At 69.1% G+C, this 26,281-nt stretch carries 25 protein-coding genes and 1 pseudogene; 17 read left to right on the top strand and 9 right to left on the bottom strand.

Annotated features, from left to right (window positions below):
• The first annotated feature begins 1 nt into the window (after position 1).
• The 5 genes from OG734_RS24610 to OG734_RS24590 are packed head-to-tail and all read left to right on the top strand — an operon-like array spanning position 2 to position 6,924.
• Positions 2–931, top strand: a complete 930-nt coding sequence (locus OG734_RS24610) for an NAD-dependent epimerase/dehydratase family protein (RefSeq protein WP_330289654.1) — start codon at positions 2–4, stop codon at positions 929–931.
• Entirely contained in the window at positions 928–3,003 is a 2,076-nt protein-coding gene (locus OG734_RS24605; protein WP_443064904.1) for an FAD/NAD(P)-binding protein, read from the top strand. The genes OG734_RS24610 and OG734_RS24605 overlap by 4 nt, the downstream gene beginning before the upstream one ends.
• A complete protein-coding gene (locus OG734_RS24600) occupies positions 3,000–4,478 on the top strand; it encodes a class-II fumarase/aspartase family protein (protein ID WP_330289652.1) in 1,479 nt (492 codons plus the stop codon). The genes OG734_RS24605 and OG734_RS24600 overlap by 4 nt, the downstream gene beginning before the upstream one ends.
• Positions 4,475–5,191 carry a 3-oxoacyl-ACP reductase FabG gene (gene fabG / locus OG734_RS24595; RefSeq protein ID WP_330289651.1) on the top strand — a complete coding sequence of 239 codons (717 nt, stop codon included), beginning with the start codon at positions 4,475–4,477 and terminating at the stop codon, positions 5,189–5,191. Before OG734_RS24600 ends, fabG begins: the two co-directional genes overlap by 4 nt.
• A gap of 56 nt (positions 5,192–5,247) precedes the next feature.
• Entirely contained in the window at positions 5,248–6,924 is a 1,677-nt protein-coding gene (locus OG734_RS24590; protein ID WP_330289650.1) for an AMP-binding protein, read from the top strand.
• A gap of 111 nt (positions 6,925–7,035) precedes the next feature.
• On the opposite strand, the gene OG734_RS24585 is transcribed toward OG734_RS24590, so the two are convergent.
• Positions 7,036–7,848 carry a methyltransferase domain-containing protein gene (locus tag OG734_RS24585; protein ID WP_330289649.1) on the bottom strand — a complete coding sequence of 271 codons (813 nt, stop codon included), beginning with the start codon at positions 7,846–7,848 and terminating at the stop codon, positions 7,036–7,038.
• 33 nt (positions 7,849–7,881) lie between these two features.
• Positions 7,882–8,124, bottom strand: coding sequence for a hypothetical protein (locus OG734_RS24580; protein ID WP_443064903.1), 243 nt, complete (start codon positions 8,122–8,124; stop codon positions 7,882–7,884).
• 201 nt (positions 8,125–8,325) lie between these two features.
• Between OG734_RS24580 and OG734_RS24575 the strand changes: the two genes are divergently transcribed.
• On the top strand, positions 8,326–9,801 hold the full coding sequence (locus OG734_RS24575) for an AAA family ATPase (protein WP_330289648.1): 1,476 nt from the start codon (positions 8,326–8,328) through the stop codon (positions 9,799–9,801).
• A gap of 115 nt (positions 9,802–9,916) precedes the next feature.
• Here OG734_RS24575 and OG734_RS24570 read toward each other — a convergent pair whose 3' ends face one another.
• Positions 9,917–10,849, bottom strand: a complete 933-nt coding sequence (locus OG734_RS24570; RefSeq protein WP_330289647.1) for an AraC family transcriptional regulator — start codon at positions 10,847–10,849, stop codon at positions 9,917–9,919.
• A gap of 89 nt (positions 10,850–10,938) precedes the next feature.
• Between OG734_RS24570 and OG734_RS24565 the strand changes: the two genes are divergently transcribed.
• The 3 genes from OG734_RS24565 (at position 10,939) to OG734_RS24555 (ending at position 14,880) form a co-directional block, all read left to right on the top strand.
• Positions 10,939–11,913, top strand: a complete 975-nt coding sequence (locus OG734_RS24565) for an NADP-dependent oxidoreductase (protein WP_330289646.1) — start codon at positions 10,939–10,941, stop codon at positions 11,911–11,913.
• Between the two features lie 78 nt (positions 11,914–11,991).
• Positions 11,992–13,029, top strand: coding sequence for a Rieske 2Fe-2S domain-containing protein (locus OG734_RS24560; protein WP_330289645.1), 1,038 nt, complete (start codon positions 11,992–11,994; stop codon positions 13,027–13,029).
• Between the two features lie 1,014 nt (positions 13,030–14,043).
• Positions 14,044–14,880, top strand: coding sequence for a S1 family peptidase (locus tag OG734_RS24555; RefSeq protein WP_330289644.1), 837 nt, complete (start codon positions 14,044–14,046; stop codon positions 14,878–14,880).
• A gap of 97 nt (positions 14,881–14,977) precedes the next feature.
• Here OG734_RS24555 and OG734_RS24550 read toward each other — a convergent pair whose 3' ends face one another.
• On the bottom strand, positions 14,978–15,367 hold the full coding sequence (locus OG734_RS24550) for a RidA family protein (protein WP_330289643.1): 390 nt from the start codon (positions 15,365–15,367) through the stop codon (positions 14,978–14,980).
• A gap of 72 nt (positions 15,368–15,439) precedes the next feature.
• Here OG734_RS24550 and OG734_RS24545 point away from each other — a divergent pair, with 72 nt between their 5' ends.
• Both OG734_RS24545 and OG734_RS24540 read left to right on the top strand, forming a co-directional pair.
• Positions 15,440–16,348, top strand: a complete 909-nt coding sequence (locus OG734_RS24545) for a LysR family transcriptional regulator (protein WP_330289642.1) — start codon at positions 15,440–15,442, stop codon at positions 16,346–16,348.
• 234 nt (positions 16,349–16,582) lie between these two features.
• Positions 16,583–17,443, top strand: coding sequence for an NAD(P)-dependent oxidoreductase (locus OG734_RS24540; protein ID WP_330289641.1), 861 nt, complete (start codon positions 16,583–16,585; stop codon positions 17,441–17,443).
• Between the two features lie 95 nt (positions 17,444–17,538).
• On the opposite strand, the gene OG734_RS24535 is transcribed toward OG734_RS24540, so the two are convergent.
• The gene (locus OG734_RS24535) at positions 17,539–17,919 is read right to left on the bottom strand and encodes an ASCH domain-containing protein (protein WP_330289640.1); all 381 of its coding nucleotides are present in this window, start codon (positions 17,917–17,919) and stop codon (positions 17,539–17,541) included.
• Between OG734_RS24535 and OG734_RS24530 the strand changes: the two genes are divergently transcribed.
• The 3 genes from OG734_RS24530 (at position 17,918) to OG734_RS24520 (ending at position 19,549) form a co-directional block, all read left to right on the top strand.
• Entirely contained in the window at positions 17,918–18,073 is a 156-nt protein-coding gene (locus tag OG734_RS24530) for a hypothetical protein (protein WP_330289639.1), read from the top strand. The genes OG734_RS24535 and OG734_RS24530 overlap by 2 nt on opposite strands.
• 205 nt (positions 18,074–18,278) lie before the next feature.
• Positions 18,279–18,911, top strand: a complete 633-nt coding sequence (locus OG734_RS24525) for a DUF6368 family protein (RefSeq protein WP_330289638.1) — start codon at positions 18,279–18,281, stop codon at positions 18,909–18,911.
• A gap of 83 nt (positions 18,912–18,994) precedes the next feature.
• Positions 18,995–19,549, top strand: coding sequence for a hypothetical protein (locus OG734_RS24520; RefSeq protein ID WP_330289637.1), 555 nt, complete (start codon positions 18,995–18,997; stop codon positions 19,547–19,549).
• Positions 19,550–19,746: 197 nt separating this feature from the next.
• Here the strand turns inward: OG734_RS24520 and OG734_RS24515 are convergent.
• Together OG734_RS24515 and OG734_RS24510 are read right to left on the bottom strand one after the other, a co-directional pair.
• A pseudogene (locus OG734_RS24515) lies at positions 19,747–20,044 on the bottom strand (helix-turn-helix domain-containing protein); the annotation flags it as partial.
• A 9-nt stretch (positions 20,045–20,053) separates the two neighbouring features.
• Positions 20,054–20,296, bottom strand: a complete 243-nt coding sequence (locus tag OG734_RS24510; protein WP_330289636.1) for a GntR family transcriptional regulator — start codon at positions 20,294–20,296, stop codon at positions 20,054–20,056.
• A 313-nt stretch (positions 20,297–20,609) separates the two neighbouring features.
• On the opposite strand from OG734_RS24510, the gene OG734_RS24505 reads away from it, so the two are divergent.
• The 3 genes from OG734_RS24505 to OG734_RS24495 are packed head-to-tail and all read left to right on the top strand — an operon-like array spanning position 20,610 to position 21,282.
• Positions 20,610–20,891 (top strand): hypothetical protein, encoded by a 282-nt coding sequence (locus OG734_RS24505; protein ID WP_330289635.1) that lies wholly within the window; start codon positions 20,610–20,612, stop codon positions 20,889–20,891.
• Positions 20,888–21,088, top strand: coding sequence for a hypothetical protein (locus OG734_RS24500; protein WP_330289634.1), 201 nt, complete (start codon positions 20,888–20,890; stop codon positions 21,086–21,088). Before OG734_RS24505 ends, OG734_RS24500 begins: the two co-directional genes overlap by 4 nt.
• Positions 21,085–21,282, top strand: coding sequence for a hypothetical protein (locus OG734_RS24495; protein ID WP_330289633.1), 198 nt, complete (start codon positions 21,085–21,087; stop codon positions 21,280–21,282). The genes OG734_RS24500 and OG734_RS24495 overlap by 4 nt, the downstream gene beginning before the upstream one ends.
• Positions 21,283–21,568: 286 nt before the next feature.
• Here the strand turns inward: OG734_RS24495 and OG734_RS24490 are convergent, their stop codons facing one another.
• Complete coding sequence (locus tag OG734_RS24490; protein WP_330289632.1) at positions 21,569–24,052, bottom strand: non-reducing end alpha-L-arabinofuranosidase family hydrolase; 2,484 nt, start codon at positions 24,050–24,052, stop codon at positions 21,569–21,571.
• A 347-nt stretch (positions 24,053–24,399) separates the two neighbouring features.
• Positions 24,400–26,010, bottom strand: coding sequence for a sigma-70 family RNA polymerase sigma factor (locus OG734_RS24485; protein WP_330289631.1), 1,611 nt, complete (start codon positions 26,008–26,010; stop codon positions 24,400–24,402).
• Positions 26,011–26,281: the final 271 nt, after the last annotated feature.

The following is a 26,281-nucleotide window of genomic DNA, read 5'->3' as shown; positions in this document are numbered from 1 at the left end:
CATGCGGATAGTTGTCGCGGGATCCACCGGAGTGGTCGGCCATCCCCTGGTGGGCGCGCTGCGGGCGCGGGGCCACCAAGTGAGCGCGCTGGTACGGGAGGAGTCCCGGGCCCGCGCTCCGGAAGCGGACGCGGTCCTGGTCGCCGACGTCCTCGACCGGGAAGCGCTGCTGGCCGCTGTGTCGGACGCACGTCCTGAGGTGGTCGTCCATCAGTTGACGGCGCTGCGGCTGATGGGCGACGACCCCGCGGGTGCCTTCGCCCAGACCGCGCGACTGCGCACCGAGGGCACCGCCAACCTGGTCGCGGCGGCCCGCGCGGCCGGTGCCCGGCGGCTGGTCGCGCAGTCCATCGCCTTCGCCTCCGCGCCGACCGCGGACACGCTCGTCGACGAGGACGTACCGCTGTACGTGGACGCCCCGGACCCCGGCTGGGCGGCCACCGTACGGGCGGTCGCCGAGCTGGAGGCACAAGTGCTGGGCGCTTCCCCGGAGTTGAGCGGCGTGGTGCTGCGGTACGGGTCGCTGTACGGCCCCGGCACCGCGTACGCGCGTAGCGGCGGCGGGACCGCGCAATTCGTACTGGCGGGGAAGTTCCCGCTGCCCGAAGGAGGGGCGGGGGTCACCTCGTTCCTGCATGTGGAGGACGCCGTGGGGGCGGCGGTGGCGGCCGTGGAGTCGGAGGCCACCGGCGCCTTCCACATCACGGACGACGAACCGGCCCCCGCCGCCCAGTGGTTGCCCCACTACGCCCGGGCGCTGGACGCTCCGCCGCCGCCCGCGATCCCTGCGGAGATGGCACCCCGGCTGCTCGGCTGGTACATGGCCCACCAGCTCACCGCGGCGGCCGGCGCGTCGAACGCCCGGGCGCGTACGCAACTTGGCTGGAAGCCGCTGCGGCCGAGCTGGCGCGACGGGCTGGGCCAGGAATGACCGGACCCGAACCCGGACCCGGACCCGAATCTGAACCCGAACCCGAACCCGAACCAAGCCATTCGGGTGACACTCGCGATGCCGTCGTCGTGTGCGTGGTCGGCGCCGGTCCGCGCGGGCTGTCGGTCCTGGAGCGGCTCTGCGCCAACGCGGGCGAGGCCGGCCGCCCGGTCGTGGTCCATCTCGTCGACCCGTACCCGCCGGGCCCGGGCGCGGTGTGGCGCACCGACCAGTCACCCGAGCTGCTGATGAACACGGTCGCCTCCCAGGTGACCGTGTTCACCGACGACAGCGTGCCGTGCGCGGGCCCGTCGATACCGGGCCCGAGCCTGTACGAGTGGGCGCGCACCCTGGAACCCGGGGCGTACCCGCCCCGGGTCCTGGCGGAGGCCCGCCGCCTCGGCCCGGACACCTACCCGACCCGCGCCTTCCACGGCCACTACCTGCAGTGGGTCTTCCGGCACCTGTTGCGCACCGCACCGCCCGAGATCACGGTCCACACACACGGGACGACGGCGATCGCGCTGGCGGAGGACGACCGGTCCCCGGACGCCCGCCAGACCGTCACCCTGGCGGACGGCGACCGGCTCATCGGCCTGGACGCGGTCGTACTGGCCCTGGGACACGGCCGGTTGACCCCGAGCCCGGAGGAACGAGACCTGCGCTCCTTCGCCGCTCGCCACACCACAGACGTCGGCGCCGGTGTGTCCTACGTGGGCCCCGCCAACCCGGCCGACGCAGACCTGAGCGGAATCCGCCCCGGCACCCCGGTCGCCCTGCGCGGACTCGGGCTGAACTTCTTCGACCAGCTGGCGATGCTGACCGAGGGCCGCGGCGGCACGTTCAAGCAGGGCGATCAGGACGGCCAGGGTGCCGGCCTCGTGTACATCCCGAGCGGCAACGAGCCGGTGCTGTACGCCGGTTCGCGGCGCGGAGTGCCTTACCACGCACGCGGCGAGAACGAGAAGGGCGCGCTGGGTCGCCACCACCCACGCTTTCTGACCCCGGAGGTCATCGCGGGACTGCGGCGGCGTCCGGTCGGCTTCCGTTCCGACATCTGGCCGCTGATCGACCGCGAGGTCCGGACCGTCTACTACGAGGCGTGGCTCCGGGCCGCCCAAGGCCCCTTGGCGGCAGCGGAGTTCGTACGGTCCTGCTTCGCGGGCCGCGAGGCCGAGTCGGTCCTCCTCGACCGGTACGACATACCGCCGGACGAGCGATGGGACTGGCGGCGCGTTGAACGCCCTTACGGAGACCGGCATTTCACGGATCGCGCCGACTTCCGGCACTGGCTGCTCGCCTACCTGCGGCGTGATGTCGCCGCCGCCCGCCTCGGCAATGTGAACGGGCCGCTGAAGGCAGCGCTGGACGCGTTGCGGGACCTGCGCAACGAGGTCCGGCTGGTGGTCGATCACGGAGGGGTGTCCGGTGAGTCGTACCGGGCCGAACTGGACGGCTGGTACACGCCGTTGAACGCGTTCACGTCGATCGGCCCGCCCGCGTTCCGGATCGAGCAGCTGATCGCGCTGATCGAGGCGGAGGTACTGCATGTGGTCGGACCGGGGATGCGGGTGTGTCCGACGGACGGTGCGGGCGGTCTCCGTGGGCCCGGTTTTCTCGTGGACGCGGAGGGGGTGTCCCAGGCGCCGGTGCTGGTGAGGGCGCTCGTCGAGGCGCGGCTGCCCGACATCGACCTGCGGCGCAGCGCCGATCCGCTGCTGCGGGGGCTGCTGGCGGAGGGCGGGTGCGTCCCGTATCGGCCGGGCGGCCCGGAGACGCACGAGACGGGCGGGATGGCGGTGAGCGACGGTGCGCCCCGGCTGCTGGACGCGTCGGGGCGACCGCATCCGCGCCGGTTCGCGTTCGGGGTGCCGACGGAGGGGGTGCGCTGGGTGACGGCGGTAGGCATCAGACCGGGCGTGGGCTCGGTGACGCTGGAGGACTCGGACGCGATAGCGCGGGCGGTACTGGGGCTGGGAGTGGGGCAGGGAGTGGGCCTGGAGAAGCACGTACTGCCCCTACAGACAGCCGTGTTGACGGCTACTCAGATATCCGGCGCAGGGAGTCGATGAGCATGAACGGGAGGAACGCCCCTGCGTCCGTCGGCACCGACGCGGGCCTGCTCGCACCCACGTGGGCGGGCACGCAGGCAGCGGCCGAAGTGACCGACGAGGCATGGCTCCAGGCCATGATGGACGTGGAAGTCGCTCTGGCCCAGGCCCAGTTCAAGGTCGGCCTGACACCCGCCGCAGCGCTCGCGTCGATCGCCTCCCAGGCCCACGCGGACCGCCTGGACCTGGTCGCCCTGGCGCACGCGGCCCGAGGCGCCGCCAACCCGGTGGTCGCCCTGGTCGCCGCCTTCACCGAGGTGGTCGCCGCGAAGGACCCGGCCGCCGCCGAGTACGTACACCGGGGTTCGACCAGCCAGGACATCCTGGACTCGGCGGCCATGCTGATCGCCCGCCGCGTACTCACCCTGATCGCCACCGACCTGGAACGCATCGCCACCGCCCTGGCGGTACTCGCGGACACGCACCGCCACACCGTCCTGGCGGCCCGCACCCTGGCCCAGCACGCGGTACCCACCACCCTAGGCCTGAAGGCAGCGGCCTGGCTCCAGCTCGTCACGGACGCCCTGACCCGGGTACGGGCGGTAGCCAGTGAGCTGCCCGCCCAACTGGGCGGCGCGGCAGGCACGTTGGCCGCCTATCGCGAGTACGCGACCTTGGACGGCGGGGAGGGAAGGTCGCCCGAGGGCGGCGAGGGCGGAATCGAGTTGCTGGCCCCCTTCGCGAAGGCCCTCGGGCTGGCGGAGCCGACGCTGCCGTGGCACACCGTACGCACGCCGATCGCCGAACTCGGCGCGGTACTTCAGCTGGTCACCGGGGCGCTCGGCAAGTTCGCGCTGGACGTGCAGACGCTGTCCCGTACGGAGATCGGCGAGCTGAGCGAGCCGGCGGCGGCGGGACGCGGCGCCTCGTCGGCGATGCCGCAGAAACGCAACCCGGCCCTCGCCACCCTCATCGTGTCGGCCGCCCGCCAAGTCCCCGCGTACGCACTGGTGTTGGCCCAGTGCCTGCTGGCCGAGGACGAACGCCCCGCCGGGGCCTGGCACGCCGAGTGGCAGCCGTTGCGGGAGGCACTGCGGCTGACGGGCGGCGCGGCGCACACGGCGGTGGAGCTGGCGGAGGGCCTGATCGTCCACCCGGAACGCATGCTGGCCAACCTCGAACTGACCGGTGGAGCCATCGTCACCGAGCGCCTGGCGGTCGTACTCGCCCCGGTACTCGGCAAGGCACACGCGAAGAAACTGCTGTCGGCAGCCTCGGCCGAGGCTGCCGACACGGGGCGGACGATCGGCGAGGTGCTGTCCGGTCACCCCGAACTGTCGACCCGTTTCACCCCCGCCGAGCTGTCGGAACTACTCGACCCGGCCCGCTACACGGGCGCGGCCGACGCGCTGGTCGACCGGGCGCTGCGCGTCCACAAGACACGACAAGGCATGACAAGGCACGACAGGAAAGGAAAGGAAGGAAGGGCACGATGACTCAGGCAACGCCCCGCTCGGTCCTGGTGACCGGGGGAAACAGGGGGATCGGGCTGGCCATAGCCCGCCGCTTCGTGGCGGCCGGGGACCTGGTCACGGCGACCTACCGCAGTGAGGCACCACCCAGCGACGAGGGCTTTCTCTCCGTACGGTGTGATGTGACGGACAGTCAGCAGGTGGACCTGGCCTTCAAGGAGGCCGAGTCGGCCCACGGTCCGGTCACCGTCCTGGTCGCCAACGCGGGCACCACCCAGGACCGGCTGCTGGTACGGATGAGCGAGGCGGACTTCACCTCCGTCATCGACACCAACCTCACCGGGGCCTTCCGCGTCGCCCAGCGCGCGGTGCGCGGAATGCTCCGGGCACGCCACGGCCGTATCGTGCTGATCTCCTCCACATCGGCACTGCACGGCGCCGCCGGGCAGACCAACTACGCGGCGGCGAAGGCGGGTCTGGTCGGCTTCGCACGGTCACTGACCCACGAACTCGGCCCCCGGGACATCACCTGCAATGTGGTGGCTCCCGGCCTGACCGAGACGGACATGACCCTTGCGCTCACCGAGGACCAGCGCCAGGAGCTGCTGCGGCAGACCCCGGCCGGACGGCCGGCCCACCCCGACGAGATCGCCGACGCGGTGGCGTTCCTGGCCGGTGCCGGTTGTGTACGCGGCGCCGTGATCCCGGTCGACGGAGGCGCCGGACTGGGGCACTAAGGGCCGTCTCGACGGAATAAAACAAAATAAAAGTGCACAATTTTATCCTATGGGAAGTGAAAATTGTGAACCCGATCACCACGTTGCGCCCATCCGCCACCACCGTGGAGCAGTACTACAAGGAGGGCGTCTGGCGCGCCGACAGCATCCTGGACGACCTGGCGCGGTGGCGTGCCGAGACTCCCGACGCCCCCGCCCTTCTCGCGTCGGAGGCCGGCCGGGGCCTCCTACAGCTGAGCTACGCGCAGTACGCCGAGTATGTGGACCGCTTCGCCGGCGCGTTGCACGCGCTGGGGGTGCGCAGCGGTCAGGTCGTCGCGATGCAGTTGCCGAACCGCTGGCAGGTCGGACCGCTGGTACTGGCCTGTGCCCGGCTCGGGGCCGTCGCCGCGCCGATCATGTGCGCGTTCCGCCCCCGTGAGCTGGAGCGGATGCTCCGCCGGCTGGATGCCGTCGTCTGCGTGACCATCGATCGGTGGGACAACTTCGGGCACGCCGCGGCGCTGGCCGAGATGGCACCCCGGCTGCCCGCACTACGCCACCGTGTGGTGCTCGGCGAGCGGCCCACAGACGGGCACGGGCACGACGGGGACGACGGGGACGACGGGGAACTCGACTTCCGCGAGTACTTCGAGCACACAGAGCACGGCACCCTGCCGGATCTGTCCGTCGTGGACCCGGACCGGGTCTCCTTGGTGCTGTTCACCTCCGGTACCTCCGGCGAGCCGAAGGCCGTGCTGCACACCCTCAACACCTCGTACGCCTGGTACGCCCCCCTCGCAGCCGCCGACGGCATCGGCCCCGACAGCCGCGTCTACTCACCGAACGCGGCGACGCACATCGTCGGCCTCACCATGGGGCTCCTCATGCCGCTGCACCGCGGGGCCTGCGCGGTCATGACGGACCTCTGGGAGCCGGAGGCCGTCATCCCCTTCCTGGCCCAGGCCCACGTCAGCTGGATAGTCATCGTCCCGTTCTTCCTCTCCACCCTGATCGACGCGATGGAACGCACATCACTGCGACTGCCCACCGTGCGGGTCATCCGCGCAGGAGGCACCATCGTCCCGCAGCCGCTGTTCAGGCGGGTGACCGAGACCTTCGGAATCCCGCTGGATGTGGGCTGGGGGATGACTGAGGGCGCCAACATCTTCACCCGCTCCGGAGAACACGCGGACCTGGCCGGCCGCACCATCGGGCGCTGCGCCCCGGGCCAGGAGATCGACCTGCGGGCCGACCACCCGATCAGCGACGACAGGCCCGGGCGTCTCTTCGCCCGCGGCCCTTCACTGTGCCTGGCCACCTGGGGGCGGGACGACGGTCGATTGACCGTGCTCGCCGAGCACAACGACGGCTGGTACGACACCGGTGACCTCGCAGCACCGGACGGCCACGGCGGCATCCGGCTGCACGGCCGTGCCGAAGACCGGATCGGCGACATCATGATCCCGGTCAGTGACGTCGAGTCGGCACTGCTGGACCACCCCGACGTACGGGATGTCGCCCTGGTCGGCTACCCGGGCAGCCACGGCGGCGAGCTCGCCTGCGCGGTCGTCGTCCCGGGGGAGCGGACGCCCACCCTCGAGGGCCTGCGCGACTGGCTCGGCGGGCTCGGCATGAGCGAATGGTGCCAGCCGTCCCGCCTGGAAATCCTGCCCGAACTGTCGCGCAACGTGATCGGCAAGGTGCAGAAGAATTTGCTCCGGGAACGGCTTCAGCTCGGCTCAGCCGACTGAGAGGTTCGGGTCGCCCGGGAGAATTATCAGAATCATCCCCGGGCGACCCGACTCCTTGGTGAGCAGCTCCGACTCCCTGTCCACCGCGTGTACCAGACCTTGTACCAGACCCTAGGAAGCCAGGCGGGCCGTGGTGACGAAGAAGGTCGCCGTCGCGGTGAAGGCGTTCCGGCGAGAGAGATCGCTCAGGTCGTCCTTCCACCGCGCCGCCGCCTCCTCGCTGACGGCGCCTTTGGCGAGAGCCGCCGTCAGGGCCGGCTCCAGTACCACGTCGAACGCGGACGCGTGGTCGGTCAGGGCCGCCATGACGGGGACGACCTCGATGTCGGTGAAGCCCGCGTCGGCGAGGTGGTAGGCGCTGTGGGTGCCGGCGTGGGGATTCGGGACGGCCGAGCAGAACGCGTCCTTGACCGCGGCGGTCGTCTCCGAGAACCGCGAACTCACCGCCATCGACCCGAGATCGGGGTCCGCGAGAACGATCGTCCCGCCCGGCCTCAGCACCCTGCGGGCCTCGGACAGCGCCTCGGCGGGAGCACCGAAGTGGAGGAAGGTCCGCTCGGACCGGTACCACGACAGTTCACCGTCCTCGAACGGCAGCTCGAAGGCACTGCCCCTGACGACGCGACAGTGCGGGAATCTGGCCATGGCCGCGTCGACCATGGCCTGGCTGCTGTCGACCCCCACGGCGTCCTTTCCGAGCCGTACGAGATCCGCGACGGCGCGGCCGGCGCCGCACCCGATGTCCGCTCCCTTGCCCTCGGCGGCCTCCACGGCGCGGTAGGTGACCTCCCGCACGGCGCGGCCGCTCTCGCTCTCCTCCATCTTCCGCAGATAGGCGATGAAGTCGTCGGGGACGCCGGACGAGTCGACGTCGTGGAAGCGTGCGGCAAGGCTTTCGGCGGTGCGTGGTCCGGTGGTGTCCACGTGCAGCTGTCTCCCGTCAGGGGGCCTGATGCTTCAGTGCGGGTGGCGCATGTCGGTGAGCCAACTCAGCTTATCAGTACGGGAGTTGACGGAGCGTCTGGACCGGCTGACCCCATCCGGCTGACCGCTGTCATGGGCGGTGAAGACGAAGGCCGAGTGGTCACCGTCGAGGTCGATGGTCAGCGACGCGTCCATGGCCTTCGCCAGGCGGGCGAGCAACGGCAAGGTGGGCAAGGAGTCTCCGCCCTCGATGACCCAGCGCCGTACGGCGGTCATGGACGGCTTGGGCGAGAGCGAACGCGTAGCCGGCCTCCACGTACGCAGAACTCTCCGCAACCTGCTCCCCCAGGAGCTTCCGCGTCCGGCGGGTCTTCCACTCGGAGTGGTTCACTGCTCCTCCTCGCAAGCAGCGCTCAGCGCCTCGCAGAATATAGAAGTACACTTTATGAAAACGTACTTCTACATTCTGGGAAGCCAGTGGACAAGCCCCCCGAGATGTTCGACCGGGACTACGAGTGGTCGGCGCTGAGTCGGTTCATCGCCGACCCCCAGCCCGGCGCGACCCTTGGCGTGGTCTCCGGACGGCGCCGCCAAGGCAAGACCTTCCTTCTGGACGCCGCCTGCCGGGCCACCGGAGGGTTCTACTTCGGTGCCACCGAAGCCACCGACGCCGAGTCGCTGCGCCGGATCGGCACCGCGTTGACCGCCCACGTGCGCCCGGCCAGCCCTTTCCACTTCGCCGACTGGTCGGAGGCCGTCGACGCGCTGCTTGCGCTCGGCTCCGAGCGGCCCGTCCCCGTGGTGATCGACGAGTTTCCCTACCTCGCGAAGGCCAACCCCGAACTGCCGTCGATCATCCAGGAGGCGCTGCGGACCCTGCGTGACCAGCGCACCGCCTCCCGTACCCGGCTCCTCCTGTGCGGTTCGGCGCTGTCCTTCATGGGTCGGCTGCTGTCGGGCAACGCACCCCTGCGTGGGCGCGCCGGCCTGGAACTGATCGTCCGCCCCCTCGACCACCGCCTCGCCGCGGAATTCTGGGGCATCACCGATCCTCACCTGGCAATGAAGGTGAACGCGATCGTCGGCGGCACCCCGGCCTACCGGCGCGAGTTCGCGCGCGGCGACACCCCCGAGGGACCGGACGACTTCGACGACTGGGTGGTCCGTACCGTCCTCAACCCCGAAACCCCCCTCTTCCGCGAGGCCCGCTACCTGCTCTCCGAGGAACCCGACCTCCGCGACACCGCCCTGTACCTGTCCGTCCTGGCCGCCGTCGCCGACGGCAACGCCACCCGCGGTGGCATGGCCGGCTACCTGGAACGTAAGGCCGTCGACATCGCGCACCCCATCAACGTCCTGGAAGACGCCGGACTGCTGCACCGGGACGCCGACGCCTTCCGCGAGAACCGGCCCACCTACCGCATCGCGGAACCGCTGATCGCCTTCCACCACGCGATCATGCGCCCGGTCTGGGACCAGCTCGAACGCCCCGGCAGCGCGGCCCGCGTCTGGGCAGCCAGCCGCCGACGCTTCGTCAGCAACGTACTCGGCCCCCACTTCGAGCAGGTCTGCCGCGAGTGGGCTCTGCACCATGCCGACCCCGAACTGCTGGGCGGCCTGCCCGCCCGCGTCGGTCACGGCATAGTGAACGACCCGAAAACCCGCACCAGCCACGAGGTCGACGTGGCGGTCATCGGCATCGCCGACGGTCACGCCAAGCCACCGCTCCTGGCGATCGGCGAGGCAAAATGGAACGACACCATGGGCGTGGCCCACATCGACCGTCTCCGCCACATCCGCGACCTCATCACCCGGGCCAACCGCTACGACACGAGCGGCACCCGGCTCATCTGCTTCAGCGGAGCGGACTTCAACAACAAGGCCCAGGCGTCGTCGGAGGCGAATCCCGACGTCCAGCTGATCGACCTCGCGGCCCTCTACAGCTCCGCCTGACACAGGCTGCCCCTCGGCGACCGTGCTGGTGACTGGCCGGCCAGGGCGACGATGGAGGAGGTGATGGAGGAGGCCACGTTCATCTGCGGCACGCTTCCCAAGCCCTTCAGCCCTTTCAGCCACTCCGCCGATACGCGCCTGGTGCTGCCCCGTGGGTGCGCTTGAAGGCGTGGACGAAGGCGAACTCGGAGGTGTATCCGACCTGGGCGGCGATGGATCTCAACGGCGCGTCGGACATCCGCAGCAGGCGCGCTGCCGTGGCCATCCGCCACCAGGTCAGGTAGCCGAGGGGTGGTTGGCCGACCAGCATGGCGAAGCGCCTGGCGAACGGTGCCCGAGAAAGACCTGCTTCCGCAGCAAGTCCGGCCACTGTCCATGGTGCTGCTGGATCCCGATGGATGGCGTGAAGGGCGGCGGTGACCGGCGGGTCGTTGAGTGCCGCGGCCCAACCGGTGACGTTGCCCGGGCCGGGCTGTTCGTTGAACCACGCGCGCAGGATGTACAACAGCAGCGTGTCCAGGAGAGCGGGGACAGCCGCGTCCGTGCCCAGGCGCGGGTTCTCCACCTCGGCGGCCAACAGCTCCACAGCTGAGCGCAGCTCAGGGCGGTGACTCCCGTGGACCGGCAAGTGGATCAGGTCCGGCAAGGTCAGCAATAGCGGGTGAGTGCGGGACAGTTCGAGTTGGTACGCGCCGCAGAGCACCACGGTGACCGGACCGCCGTCTCCGCTCCGGTCGACGCTGTCCGACACGTACGACCGGGACAGCCGGGGATCGTCCGGGCCGCAGGCGGGTGCCGTCACCGTTTTCGGGCTGTCTGCCAGAGCGAGCCCCGTGCCATGAGGCAGGAACACCACGTCGCCCGCGCCCAGCCGGACGGGTTCCGCGCCCGGAGGCAGTAGCCAGCAGGAACCCTGCAGGATCACCTGGAAGCCCGCCGACCCTGGCACGGAGGCGAACTCCTGTCCCCAAGGGGCATGCCACCGCACGTGCGCCGACCGGGGTCGGCCAGTCCGCGTCACCGCGATCACGTCACTCAGTACATCCATGCGGTGAGAGTACGTTCGCGAGACGTACGCGCATGAACGGGTCACTGTGACGTATGGATCGTCTTCGCGTGCGGTCGTAGGTTCGCGGCATGAAGACGATGAAGGCCGCACGTGTCCACGAGTACGGCGACGCGTCCGAGATCCGCTACGACGACGTCCCGCGCCCTCGACCCGCCTTCGGCGAAGTCCTTGTTCGGGTGGCCGCGACTTCGTTCAATCCCACCGAGGCGGCGTTGCGTGCCGGACTGCTGCAGGCGTTCCTCCCGTTGGACCTGCCCTACACACTCGGGTGGGATGTCGCCGGCACAGTCGCCGAGATCGGCACGGGGGCACAGGGGTTCACCGTCGGCGACAGGGTCATCGGGCGACTGGACAGCGCGGGTGCCGCTGCCGAGTACGTACGGGCGCCTGTTGCCATGCTGGTCGCGGCGCCGGTCTCCGTCCCTCTCGTGAATGCCGCGGCCCTGCCGCTGGCCGGTCTGACCGCGTGGCAGGCGGTGTTCGACCACGGAAAGGTGGCCGCCGGTCAGCGGGTACTGATCAACGGTGCGGGCGGAGGCGTCGGCGGCTTCGTGACACAGATCGCCAAGTACGCCGGAGCCGAGGTGATCGCCACAGCCGGTGTTCGAAGCGCCGAAGCCGTACGGCGCCAAGGGGCGGACCAAGTGGTCGACTACACCTCGATGCCGGTGCACGCCGCGCTCGACGGCCCGGTGGACGTTCTGCTCAATCTGGTACCGCTGAACCCGCCGGACGCCGCAGCTCTGGCGCCTCTGGTGCGACCGGGCGGGCGGATCGTCTCGATCGCCACCCCGATCGAGCCACCTGCCGACGCAGGGGTGACGGCGATGCACATGGTCGCCCGCAACGATGTGGCGCATCTGGCGGCACTTGTGGAACTCGTCGACGCGGGCGCGGTCACCATCGACATCAGCGAATCACACCCACTGGCCGCCCTTCCGGACGTCCACCGCCTCAGCGAGGCCGGCTGGACCCGAGGCAAGGTCATCATCATTCCCCCAGGTCCAGGCGGCCACCTGTCGAACGCTCTTTCAACGACCTAGCATCGGCGCATGCGTTTATGGCGGAGTCATGACACGGTCGCGTCCCTCCCCCGCGACCCCCGGGCCGACGAGTACCCGATGCCATTCGTTCCGTACGGCTGGTACGCAGTACTCCGCAGCACCGAACTGCGGCCTGGCAAGGTCGTCAGCCTCCACTACTTCGGACGGGCGCTCATCGCCTTCCGAGGCACCGACGGGCAGGCGACCGTCCGGGACGCGCACTGCCCGCACTACGGCGCGCACCTGGGCGCCGGCGGCAAGGTCGTGGACGGCACCGTGGTGTGCCCGTTCCACGGCTGGCGGTTCGGCGCGGACGGCAAGTGCGTCGAGGCACCGTTCGCCACCCGCACCCCCAAGGTGTCCCTCGGCGGCTTCCCCGTCCGCGAACACAGCGGACTCGTCCTCGTCTACGCCGGGCCGGGCGAGCCTACGTGGGAGGTACCGGAAATCCCCGAGACGGAGTCCAAGGACTACGCCGCCCCGATCGACGACACCTGCCGGGCGCGCATCCACGTCCAGGAGATGCGCGAGAACATCGTCGACGAGTCCCACTTCCACTTCATCCACGGACAGAGCGAACCCCCCGTCCAGGACTGGAGCCAGGACGGCCCGTACGCCGAGGCCCGCGGCCGGATCGCCCGACGCGTTCTGCGCTGGGACATCAACAACACCTTCGACGCGTTCATGTACGGCCCGGGCATCATGGTGGTCCGCGTCCACGGCCCCGTCCTGTCGGTGACAGCGGTCGCCCTCACCACCCCGGTCGACGACCGCACGAGCGAACTCCGGATGCTGTACTACCTGCGCAAACCGGCCCGGCTCCCGCTCCGGTTCCTGACGCCCGCACTCAAGCTCGTCTTCCGCGCGGAGGCCCTGGGCGAGGTACGGGAGGAGGTCGAGATCTGGGACCACAAGATCCACCAGGCGCGCCCGGTGCTGCTTCCGCACGAGAAGGGGATCAGGGCGCTGCGGCGGTGGTACGGGCAGTTCTATCCGTCGGAGGTGACGATCCCGGGGGCGCGCCAGCCGACGCTGTCGGCCGAGACGGTGGCCGGGACCGGGACCGGGACCGTCGGGCGGACGGGTAGCGACGAGTCGGTCCGGACGGGGACGTAAGGGGGGCGGTGCTTGATCGCCCCGGCCCCAGCCATGTGCACCTCTGCCGGGACACCCGTTACTGAACCGCCGGGCCGCCTCCCCGTCGCTGGCCCCGGCCGTCCATCCACGCCGGCGCCGACAGCGCTGCCGCGTTCCTGCGACGGGGAGGCGGCACCGCCAAGTGTTCGAACAGTGAAGGGATTTCAGCGGTCGACCCGGCGGTCGCCGCCGAAAGCGCACACCGCTCAGGCCCGGTGTGCCCAGTGTAGAAATTCCGTGAAACCGGATGGAACTCAAGGCTTCAAGATTCTCTTACCGAACGGTATCGGGTGAGATGAGCTACAGGGGGACGGCCTGGCACCATCGACCATCACAGAGGCCTTGTTGATCCAGCATCGAAGAAGCGCCCGGAGCCTCGGACTCCTCCGGGCCCTTCCTCTCACCCGCGTTTTGGCTCCGACCGCCACGGCCAAGGCATCCCCGAACGCCCCGCTGCCCGACAGCGGCTTCGACCCGCACCACCCGATGTCCGCGCCGCTGCCGAAGCCGCGTCCCGACGCCGTCGTCATCGATGCTCGCGGCCATCGTGCCGGACACCCGTGGACGGCCGGGCGGTTACGACCTGGTCTCCGGTACGTCCTGTGAGCGATACCTGGGAGCCGTGGCGTACGGCGACGGGTCCACGACCGCAGGGCCGCACGATGCTGACGCCGACCCCGTAGCCCAGACGGGCACTGCCCCGCCCGGGACAACCGTTCCGGGCGTACGCCGCACCGCGGTCACTCCCGCACCCCCCGCCGCCGACCATCGGCGCCGGGGCGCCTTTTCATGCTCCTGAAAAAGGATTCACCTTTATCTCGCCGCTGAATTAGCGTAATGCGAGGCGATGTTGAAAGGTGCTAGCTTTATGGCGCAGCCGACGGTCTGTCATGTCGGCCAAGTTTTCTCCCCTTTGAGGTTCCCTGAACTTCCGTGGATCCAAAAATCCACAACCCCCCACCACCCCCCACAACTCCCCGAGGAGTTCCTTCCGTGTTCAAGCACAAGCGCAGGGCGTCCGGTAAGAAGAAGGCGACGATAATCGGTGTTGCGGCGACCGGAGTCGCGATCGCCGCGGTCGTCGCCGCAACGTCTTCGCAGGCCATCGTCGGTGGCCAGCCCACCGAGGTCAAGAAGAACTCGTTCCTGGTGGTGATCCAGTACGGAGACACGCTCTGCGCCGGTACGGCCGTATCATCAACGAAGATCGTCACCAGCACCGCGTGCCTCCGAAACGCAGAGCAATTGTCGGACATCCAGGTGGTCGCCGGCCGCGACAATGCACTTGACGAGAAGCAGGGCGTAAAGCGGACGCCCGACGGCGTGTGGATCCCCGCGAAGTACAGCGACGCCGGCTGGAGCGACAACAAGGGCCAGTTCACCAACGTGCCCACCAACGACATCGCCGTTCTCCACCTCTCCAAGCCCCTGCCCAGCGACTACAAGACGGTCGACTGGATCCCGTCCGGCTTCAAGTACAAGGCCGGTACCCAGGCCCGCATCATCGGCTGGGGCACCACGTCCGAAGAGCAGGAGGAAACAACGGGCGAGTTGAGGGAAGGGAACATCGAGATCCTGCCCAACTCCGGCTGCCAGAGCGTCTACAAGGACGACTACAAGTCCGGCAAGATGGTCTGTGCCGGAAAGCCGGACGGCGGCGTCGACGCGTGCAGTCACGACGGGGGCGGACCGCTGCTCATCTCGGACGGGAAGGAAGAGCGCCTGGCGGGCGTCGTCTCCTGGGGCGACGGATGCGCTCGGGCGGACGGCCCCGGCGTCTACACCAAGGTGTCCACCTTCGCGAAGAAGCTGGCGGAACTGCCCAACTAGCGGGCGAGGCACGGCCGATGCGCCCCCGGTCGTCGCCTAGTAGTGCTTCGTTAGGTTGTGGGCGGTGCCCCCCGTTCACCCAGACCGGACTACGCGGTTACGCGGTGATCCGCCGGGCGTACACCTCGATCTCGATCTTCATGCGGGGATCGGCGAGGCCGCACATGAGCATGATGGCGGCCGGCCGGACCTCTCCGAAGGCGCGACGCAGCACCGGCCAGCAGGGCTCGAAGTCGGCCCGGTCGGGCAGCAGATAGCGCACCCGCACCACGTCAGCGAAGGTGCACTCCGCTTCGGTCAAGGCGGCCTCGATGTTGCGCAGGCACTGCTCGGCCTGCTCCACCACGTTGTCCGAGATCGTCATGGTGGTGTAGTCGAACCCGGTCGTCCCGGACACATGAACCCAGTCACCGTCGACCACGGCGCGGGCGTAGCCGATCTGCTCCTCGAACGTCGAGCCGCTGAGGATGGAACGTCGCTCTGTCATGCGCCGAACGCTAAGTGACCAGCACCGATACGTCTAATACACTTTTGAGCATGGAGTGATATCTCTATGCGTATGAAGCGCCCTGAACTTCCCCTCCCGCAGCTGCACGCCTTCGTCGTGCTCGCCGAGGAACTCCACTTCGGCCGCGCCGCCACCCGCTTGGGCATCGCCCAGCCGCCGCTGAGCCAGCAGATCCGCCGCCTGGAAGACAAGGTCGGGTACGCGCTCTTCAGCCGCGAACCCGGGAATATCGGCCTCACCCCGGCCGGCCGGGAACTCCTGCCCGCTGCCCGGCATGCCCTCACGGACCTGGCAGAGGGCCTGACCGCAGCCAGAGAAGTCGGCAGCGGCAGAGCTGGCCGCGTGCGGATCGGCTTCGCCGCCTCCCTCGCCCTCACTGTCCTCCCCGGCCTGCTGCGTACCTTCCGGGAACGGTTTCCCGCCGTGGACCTGGACATCCAGGAGATGACCACCACACCGCAACTGGCCGCTCTGCGCGAAAGGACGATCGACATCGGCCTGTTGCGCGAACCGCCCGCCCATGACGCGGACCTCGGATTCAAGACCGTGTTGACCGAACCGTTCGTGGCCGTTCTGCCCTCCTCACACCCACTCACGGCACAACGGACCGTCAGAGTCGAGCAGTTGGCAGGATGCCCCTTCGTGCTCCTGCCCCGCGCCGTCGGCCCGCCGCTGTACGACCAGATCACCAACCTGTGCATCGCTGCGGGCTTCACCCCCCAAGTGACCCAGCACGCCGTGGAATGGCAGACCGTCTGCGCCCTGGTGGAAACCGGCCTGGGCGTATCACTGGCCCCGGAGAGCATCCGCCGCATCCGCCTCAAGGGCGTCGCCTTCCGCGGGATCGAGCCCGGTACCGCGCGCACACGAGTCGCCGTCGCGTGGCGCAAGAACGATGCAAACCCCCTGGTCCTACGCCTATTGGCAGCTCTCCATCAAGATCCGCCGGACAGGCCCTAATCACGTTCGGTCGAGATACGGCTTCTCAATCGGTCGACCCAGCGGCCAAGCCCCCGCCGTGATCGATGAGGACGCGGCCGAAGCAGTCGACGTCCCCCCTGCCGCCGGGTTCGACGCCACCCATCCCGACCCAAGCCGATCTCACTGGCGAGTCGTACCAGGTCGACTCCAGGAACGGGCCGACCTGGTGCTCCAGTCACGGGCAAGCGCCGCGGACGGACGGGCGGGACACCCGTGACAGTCATCGGACTCGGACGGATGGGCCAGGCACTCGCCGGCGCGTTACTGAAGGCCGGACACCCCACAACCGTGTGGAACCGTACGGCTTCCAAGGCGGACCAGTTGGTGGCCGAGGGCGCACTGCCGGCACCGGCGGTCGGCGACGCGCTCAAGTCAAGTCCCCTGACGATCGTCTGTGTCACCGACTACCAGGCCATGTACGAGCTGCTCGGCACGAGCGATGTCGAGCTGGGCGGCACGACGCTGGTCAATCTGACCTCGGGCACCTCGGCCCAGGCCCGGGAAGCCGCCCAATGGGCCGAGCAGCACGACGCCCACTACCTGGACGGCGCCATCATGGCCGTCCCATCGGCGATCGGGACCGCCGATGCGGTGATTCTGCACAGCGGGCCTCAGGCGGACTTCGAGGCGCACAAGTCAACGCTCGACGCGCTCGGCACCGTCACCCACCTCGGCGCGGACCATGGGCTGACCTCCCTGTACGACGTGGCCGGTCTGGCCATGATGTGGAGCGTCCTGAACGCCTGGCTCCAGGGCACCGCCCTGCTCAGGACGGCCGGTGTCGACGCAGCGACGTATGCGCCGTTCGCGCAGCAGATCGCTGCCGGTGTGGCCGAATGGCTGCCTGCGTGCGCCGAGCAGATCGACAGCGGCTCATTCCCCGCGGAGGTGTCGGCCCTGGAGACCGACGCGCGTGCGATGGCGCACTTGATCGAGGAGAGCGAGGCGGCGGGCGTCAACGCCGAACTGCCAAGGCTGCTCAAGGCGATGGCCGACCGCTCGATCGCCTCGGGACACGGTGGGGAGCAGTATCCGGTGCTGATCGAAGAATTTGGCAAACCGCGCGGTGACTGACCGTCCTGGAGCGGCCGTCGGTTCCACTCCACGGCGATCGGACGCGTTCCCACTGCGCGCTCCGTCGGCGCCTCGAGGTACGCATCACTCGGGGTTCAGGATGCCGGAGCTGCCTCAGCCGTGATGAGTTCGACCTGGATGGCCAGCGCTCCGAGCATCTCCTTCTCCAGTGAGTAAATGGCGCGGATGTTGGTGAGCTGCTGTTCGCGGGTGGCGGTCGGGTTGATGTCGGCCGGTCCCTCGCCGTCGAGCAGGGCTTCGAAACCCTCATACTCGGTGACCCGTTTGACCTCCACGTCGCAGGTCTCGTCGGTGCCCTTGATGCGGAAGCGGATGATGTCGCCTGCGGCGAGGTCGGCGAGGTGCGGGTATTTCACCCGTACCTCAATGGTCTTGGTGCCCGCAGCAACGAGATCGAAATACTGGCGGTAGAGGTTGAGTTCGCGGACGCGGGCGCGCGCGGTGGCATCGGTCATGGGGACGGGAAACCTCCTGGAGGCGGGTGCGGTCATCGTGCGACCGATCCCCATGGCCGAGTACGAGCGGAAGAGTGGCGGGGATCGGGACAGCAAGGTATCGGTCATGGCCCAGGCGCTGATCGAGGTACTCAGTGACGGTGCCAGGCCATAGCCGGGTGTCGAGCAACCAGTTGGACGCGACCACTCAAGCGGCGTCCTCATTCCGGACCCGCGCCGCGCCCTGCTCCGCCAGGACGTGGTGGTCAGCCCGCCCTGCCCGGCTCCGCCGGGTTGGCGGCGGCGGTGCTCGGACCGGCTGGATTCGGTGTGGGAACAAATTCGAGCGGCGGCGGAGCAGATCAAACTAGGCTCTCAGCATGTCTGGTCCGACATTGGTGATCGAGTTGGCGGAGCCGCTCTCCCCGTCTGCGCTGCGGGAGTTCCGCGCGTTGATGGTGGGGCTCTCCTCCCCCTTCGCCGAGAAGCGGCCCGGGTTCTTCGACGTCAACGTGCCCGCAGAGCGACTGGGTGTCGAGGACCGGCGAGAGGAGGACTGGCGAAAGCCGTTCCCGCTTCCGCTCCTCGGCAACACCTCCGCGGACGAGGAGCTCACGGCCCTGGTGGGATTCAATCCGCAGCGCGAGGACTGGCGCCGGCCCTTCCTGGTCTACTTGATGGGGCCGGGTGTGGGCGATGAGAGCACCTTCGAGGCTGAGCACGCGGACGAGCCCGAGGTGGAGGCCATCCTCGGCTTCAGGCCGACCCATGCTGTCAATGTCAGCGCCTGCTGCAATCGCGAGATCGACCACGTGGCCACGGCCCTGCTGACCGCCGCTGTCATGGACGTCATCGGGGGCGTGGCCAGCGCCGAACTGCTGGACGGACAGGCGTCGGTCGTCGCCGGCCTTCCGGGGGTGGTGGGGATCACGGACGACGACTGGACGGCGCTGGGAACAGCGGAGTTCCTGCGGGCCTGGGTTGGGGACCCCGCCTTCCGGCTGGTCAAGTAGCCCAGACAGATCCACGGCGGAGGTGGTGCTGTGACCGGAACGGTTCGCTATGTTGCCGGTGTTAAGCATGGAAGAGGGAAATCGTGAGCCGACCACTCCTGTTCCTCGACGTGGACGGGCCCCTCAACCCTTATGCGGCCAAGCCTGAGAAGCGTCCCGACGGCTACACCACGCTCAGAGTGCCCCGAGACAGCGGGACTCCGGAGGACCATCGAGGACTCTCGCTCCGTCGGGGACCTCTGCGGGTCTGGCTCAACCCGGAGCACGGGCGAGCCCTGCTCCGGCTCGGCTACGAGCTGTGCTGGGCGACCACATGGATGGGGGAGGCCAACCGGTGGATCGGCCCGGTGCTCGGCCTTCCTCAACTACCGTTCGTCGACTTCGGCGACGTCTTGTTCAAAGAGCGGCCCGACGGAGTTCACTGGAAGACTGCCCCTCTGGTGGAATACGCCAACGGCCGTTGCTTCGCCTGGGTGGACGACGAACAGGGGGACATGGACCAGGCGTACGTGACCGCCCACCATCGCGCACGTGGACTTCTGCACCACGTCAACCCACGGATCGGCCTGCGCGAGGACGACTTCCGGGCTCTTGCCGACTTCGAGCGATCTCTGGGTACTTCACAAGCCCCCGGCTGAACCTGTCCTCAGCGTCTGACTGTTCTGCCAGCCGCACCCGGTGCTGCTTCCGCACGAGAAGGGGACCAGGGCGCTGCGGCGGTGGTACGGGCAGATCTATCCATCGGACGTGACGATGCCGGCGCCGCCTCGACCGACGCTGTCGGCCGAGGCCCGGACCGGCGAGCGGACGGGGAGCGACGAGCCGGTCCGGATGGGAGCAGGCCGGGGATCAGCTCGCTCCCGTACCAGTCGACGTCGCAAGCGGCCTCTTCCAGACCGATGAAGAGATCGAATCCGTCGGGGTTCACATCGCCGTACGCGTGCCACCAGCCGCGCGCCTTGGTCTCCTTGGCGAGTCCCATGAGTGCGTCGCGCAGATCGTCGGGCGCTCCGTAGACCTTGCACATGGCCTCGACGTCCAGACTCCGCAAGGACGTCTGGCCGGTCTCGATCCGCCACATCTTCGCCTCGGACCACTCCAGTTTTCGCGGCGGCACGAACCGTGAGGCGTGCCGCCGCGCCCTACTCCTCGGCCCGGGGTACGTCCGCAACGAACGAGCCCTGCCCCAGCACCGTACGGAGCCTGCCCTCCGCCCGGAGTGCGGCCACGGCCTTCTGAATCGTTGACGCCGCGACGTCGAACTCCGCGGCGAGGTCCACCACGGCAGGGAAGCGCGCACCGGGAACGTAGGTACCCGCATCGATCCTGCGCCGCAGCTCATCGCCGATCTGGGTCCATACAGGCTTGCCCCGGTCGAGATCCATGCCTCGAACGTATGCGTCTTCGCGAAACCGAGCGACCGCGAATGCGCGAATACGCGTATTCTCTCTTTATGGCAGACCCCCGCGACGCGGCGAACGTCCGGGGGCGTGGCCCACCAACTGTTAGGAGTTGATGAACATGGCCGAGCGTAGCGCTGCTGCGCTGCACTGGCTTGTGGTGACCCTGGTTCTCTGGAGCCTCACCCGCCTGATCCCACCGACCGGCACCCGCCGGAAGACTGCGTCGACGACGCACACTGCCCTGACCAGGAAAAACTCACGAGAACTTGCCGATCGGACAGTACGGGCACCTGCTGTGCGCCGGTCGCCGTACAGCACCGACCAGGGCCCGCTGGACGGTTCCGCATCTCGACTCTCACGGCCCTACTTGCCCGCCGCGCTCGCGGACTCGCCGCCAGAGACGGACGCCGTCACGACAACCCGTACGGCCACGGTTCACGTACGTCCCAACTGCGCAGCGCGTGAACGGGCGGTGCGGTTGCGCCGCCGAGCGATCACAGTGCTGGCCGTGGACTTCGGCATCGACGCCGACACCCGGGACATCCACGCCGAACTGAACGCGGTGAGGGCTCGATGACCGGCGCTAGGGGCACGAGGGTCCAGGCTGCCGTAAAGCAGGCCGAGTTGCCCATGCTGCGCGCCTACCGGCTCTGGTTCGAGCACGCCCGCAAGTGCGACGACTGCAAGCGCGTGAACAAGGCACAGGACGGGTGCGCGAACGGGCAAGGGCTCTGGGACGGCTACCGCCGTGTGTACGACGGAGGCGCCGGATGACCACCAACCCGACCGTCACGTGCGGGACTGTCCGCGCCTCGCTGTTCTACGGGGCGCCGATCTTCAGCGAGAGCGGCGCCTGCATCCTGCCCAAGGGCCACGAGGGAGACCACATGGATGCCAAGGGCGCACGCTGGTACGTGATTCCGCTGGTCGGCGGCGCGGACCTCGACGGCCAGAGGGGCCGGCGATGACCCACGCACACGAACCGGCCTGGACGCCGGAACCCCCCTTCCGCTCCCCCCGCTGCGTCCTGAGCCGGCACCCCCAGTGCCAGGACTTCGAACCCCGCGACACCGGCGTACCCGGAGTCCACTACCTCGTATGCACCTGCACCTGCCACCACCCGCCCCCAGCGACGGGAGCGCAGGCGTGAACTTCCCCGACAGACGATGACCGTCCACGAAAGCGAGGAACCCCAGCCGACGCACGGCTGGGGTTCCTTGAGGCGGTGATCGCGATCACCGTGGATCAGGCGGGTCAGCGCTGCAGGGTGAGCAGACCCGGCCGGTACGGCAGTTTCAGGTAGTCGGTGCCCTCCGGTGTGTTGGTGGAGAAGCCCTGGTAGAGGAACTGCAGGTTGCAGGGATCGATGGTCATGGTCTGGTCGGGGTTGTTGCGGACCAGGTCACCGTGGCTGACGCCCTTGGCCCAGGTGGAACCGCTGTTGGCCTGGCCCGCGAAGGGGCTGCTCTCGCTGCCGGCCTGGACGGTCCACGGACCGTTCAGGCTGGAGGCCGTGAACGAGCGGAAGTAGCGCCCGCTCGCACCCATTGCCTCAACGATCATGAGGTACTGGTTCTGGCCCTGGACCTTGTAGACCTGCGGCGCCTCGAACAGAAGGTCCCTTGTGTCGCTCATGACCGTCGTGTACGAGGAGCCGAAGTTGCCCGGGAAGTTCCCGAGCGGCATGCTCGCCCGGTAGATCTTGCCGTTGTCAGCGGCGAAGAACAGGTACATGTTCTGGTCGTCGGCGATCATGGTCGGGTCGATCGGGGCATTCTTCTGGTTCGGCCCGGGGCCGTCGGGGAGGCTGCCGGTGAACAGCGGCTGCTTGGCGGACCAGCCGTTGGGGTTGGTGGGGTCGCTGGACGTGCGGTAGTAGAGCGGCCACTGACTCCACTGGGACACCAGCACCCAGACGTTCTTGGGCGCGAAGTAGAACACTTGGGGCGCCACCGCGGACTCGTTCATCTGGGTCTGGCCGGCCGTCGCCATGTCCGACCAGTTCGTGAAGGCACTGAACCCCATCGAGCCCCACGACGTTCCGTTGGAGGTGGTCCCGTAGACCAGGTGCTTGCCGTTGTACGTCACGGTGGTGAAGTCCTTCAGCGCGACCTGCCCGTTCGCCGGCTGCGCCAACGGACCCGACGACGACCACCGGTACGTCGACGGCAGGGCACACGTGCTGCCCGTCGACGCGGGCGTTGTCGAGGACGGGGTCGGGGTCGAGGACGGGGTCGGGGACGGGGTCGCCGTCCCGGTCACGCCGGTCCACTTCTGGTTGCTGCCGGACCAGCAGGAGTACAGCTGGATCTTGGTGCTGTTGGCGGTGCCCGCGCCGACGGCGTCGAGGCACAGTCCGGACTGGACGCCGGCGATCGTACCGTCGGTCTTGATGTTCCACTGCTGGCCGGCGCCGCCGTTGCAGTCCCAGATGACCACCGCGGTGCTGTTGCTGGTGCCCTTCGCGTCCAGGCACTTGTTGCCGTAGATCATCAGCTGCTTGCCGGCGGTGTACGTCCAGCGCTGGTTGGTCTGTCCGTTGCAGTCCCACAGCTGCGCCTGGGTGCCGTTGACGGTGGCGAAGTTGTTGATGTCGATGCAGCGACCGGAGGGGACGCCCTTGATCGCTCCGATACCGGTCCCGGTCCCGGTCCCGGCGGTCGTCCCGCCCGTGGTCGTGGCCGTGCCCTCGGTCGGGGTCGCGCTGGTCGCGGTACTGGGGGTGGCCTTGAGGGCGTTCATGACGGCGGAGTAGGCGGGCTTGGGGTTGCCGTTGCTGTCGAACAGCAGGGGGTTCTCGCTGCTGCGCCAGGAGTCCTTGTCACGGATGCCCCATACCGTGATGCCGGTGCACCGGGCCACGGACAGGCAGGCGTTGACCGTGTTGGCGTAGTTGGTGGCCGACGCCTGGGCGATGTCCAGCTCGGTGATCTGGACGTCAACGCCCAGAGCGGCGAAGTTGGCCAGGGTGGTCCGGAAGTTGGACGGCTGGCCGCCGGTGCCGAAGTGGCTCTGGAAGCCGACACAGTCGATGGGCACGCCGCGGGACTTGAAGTCCTTGACCATCGCGTAGACGCCCTGGGTCTTGGCGTCGGTCCAGTTCTCGATGTTGTAGTCGTTGTAGCAGAGCTTGGCCGAGGAGTCGGCGGCCCGGGCGGTGCGGAACGCCTCCTCGATGAAGCCGTTGCCCAGGATGTTCTGGAACACCGAGCTGCGGTGCTGGCCACTGCCGCCGTCGGCGAACGCCTCGTTGACCACGTCCCAGGCGTAGATCTTGCCCTTGAAGTGGGTCATCTCGGTGGTGATGTGGTTCTTCATCACGCTGCGCAGCGTGGCCGCGTCGGTGATGGAGCTGACCCAGGTCGGGAGCTGCGAGTGCCAGACCGTGGTGTGGCCGCGCATGCGCTGGCCGTGTGCCAGGGCATGGTTGACGATCTGGTCGGCGGGGCCGAAGTTGAAATTGCCGCGGGACGGCTCGATGGCGTCCCACTTCATCTCGTTCTCCGGGGTGATCATGTTGAATTCCCGGTCCGAGATCGCGGCGTACGTCGAGTCGCCGAGCCTTCCGGCGGCCACAGCGGTGCCGAAGTACCTGCCCGAGGGGGCCGCCTCGGTACCCAGGGTCGCGGCTCCGGCGGAGCTGGGAAGGAGCGTCACGACACCGGCCAGTACCGCCGCGGCCGACACTCCTATCGCCAGTGTCCGGGGACGCCGGCCGAGCCGGTGCAGGCCCTTCATGATTCTCCTCGGGTGCGTCCGTGGGTGTGTCGCGTCATGGGAGGGGCTTTCTTCAGGGGATACGTCAACGGAGGAAGTCGGGGAGCCTGCCGCGCCGGCACGTCATGGTGAGCGGCGGGAAGTGCACCCCACGAAGAGGAGGCCTCCGTACCCGCGGTCTCGTAACGGAAAAGTCGCGCCGTCCGGACGATTGCTCAGTGATGCATCTCGCAGGCAAAAAGCGTTATGCCGAGCCCCGCCGTCCGGCCGTCCCTGCTGAAAGGGTGCGCACCGCCGGGTTGGGAGCGGTTCTCAAGGAGCGGTTCTCAAGGAGCGGTTCTCAAGGAGCGGTTCTCAAGGAGCGGTTCTCAGGCCCAGGCCCCGCGCATGATGAAGGAAGCCTGGCCGGCGAAGGCCCGAGTGCCGTCGGAGCCGTCGAGCCGGATGCCGCCGTCGCGGTGGCGCAGGACCGAGCCGGGATAGTTGTGCGCGTGCAGGGTCACCGACCCGGCGACCGACCCGGGGCGCGGGCAGAAGGTGGCGTCTTCACGGAACAGTTCGCTGCCGTCGTTGCTGCTCAGCCGTAGCCGCAGGTCACGATGGCGCAGATAGCGGCCGTCGGCGGCGCGGAAGGTGACACACCGGGTGTCGGCCAGCCCCCGGACGACCGTGAAGGTGGCCCGCTGCCGGCTCTGCGCGCTGCTGGACGCGAAGACCCGGCCGAGCGCCGCGAAGTCGCCGGCGTACGTGAGGTACAGGGCGGGCTCGTCCACGGACTCCAGTGACCGCGCGCCCAGCGGAACAAGGTCCGCGACGGCGGACGGACTCACCGGGGCCGGTGCGGCCGGCGTGCTGTTTCGCGACGGGATCGGCGTGGTGTTTCGGTCGGCCGTGGGAGCGGCGGTGACGCCGGGCACCCGATGCGCCGGTTCGGGCCAGGCCGCGTAGGTGGCGGTCCCGGCGATGAGCACCGCACCGGTGGTGAGGCCGACCAGCGGATGAGCGCCCATCGCGGAGAGTTTCCCGATCAGCGAGCCGTGCAGACCGCCAGCCCCAGCCCCAGCCCCTGCTCCGGCCCCCGCTCCCGCCCCCGAAGCCGCCGCCGCTGTGCCGACGCCGACGCCGACACCGACGTGTGCCGTGGCCAGCCCGGCGGCGCTCATGGCCGTACCCGACACCAGACCCTTGGCGGCCAGCGCGGCGACGAGAGCGGCCGGGACGGCCAGCGGCGCGAGGCTGAGCAGCAACAGGTCGGCCGACACCCGTTGCGTCGTCGTCGCCGTGCAGACCGGGCAGCCCCGGGTGTGCCGCGCGATCCGCTTGCGCCACACCGACGTACGAAGACCGTCCCAGCCGACGACGGTCTCGGCCAACCCCGGACAGCGCGGGTCGGCCGCCAGCGCGGCGACGATCGTCCGGCTCAGTTCCAGCTGCTCACGCATGCGCTGCAGGCTCACTCCGGCGTGGGCGACCGTGAGCCCCGTCGCGGCGGCGATGTCGTCACGGCTCACCGATCCGGCGCATTCCTGCCACCACAGCGACAGCAGCACCTGGTGGTCCGGGTCGAGCCACCGGCCCGCTTCGACGACCTGACGGCGCTCGTCCGACACATGCAGACGCAGGATCGTCAGGTCCTCGGGTACGGCGCCGGCGTCCGGTACATGGTGTGCCTCGTCGATGACCGTGGTCCGGCCGACGAAGGCGCGTTGCCGCTGCCGGTGGTTACTGATCTGGCGGAGCGTGATCGACACCAGCCAGGACCGGAAGCTGTCCGGGGCACGCAGGGCAGGCAGGTCGCGCACCACGCGCAGCAGGGTCTCCTGGACGACGTCGTCGACGTCGGCATGTCCGCTCAGCGCTCGCCCGACGACGTTGTAGAGCAACGGCAGGTACGCGCCGATCAGCTCCTCGCGCGCTCGGTCGTCCCCGGCCTGCGCCGCGACGACCAGCTCCGCGTGGTCCGCATCCATGAGCCTCATTCCCACCTCCCCCTCCCCCAGGGGACCGATCCGCCGGGTACGGCGCCACACCATAACCTCGGCACCTGCACACGGCCAGATCCCGTGTGCTGGGTCACGTCGGTGGGGTCGGTGACGCCGAGGACGTGGGGCGGCAACCGAAGAGCCTCGCAGACGCGGCGGCGCGAGCCGATGTCATCGAGGGCGCGCTTCCCCAGCTCCAGGGCGGAAATGTAGGTCTTGTCGTAGCCGAGAAGGTCCCCGAGCGCGGTCTGGTTCCGGCGCGGCGGCC

Origin of the sequence: Streptomyces sp. NBC_00576, assembly GCF_036345175.1 — a bacterium.
In the GTDB taxonomy this organism is placed as follows: Bacteria; Actinomycetota; Actinomycetes; order Streptomycetales; family Streptomycetaceae; genus Streptomyces.
The sequence above is the reverse complement of the archived record's forward strand: the minus strand, read 5'-3'. Positions and strand labels throughout refer to the sequence as shown.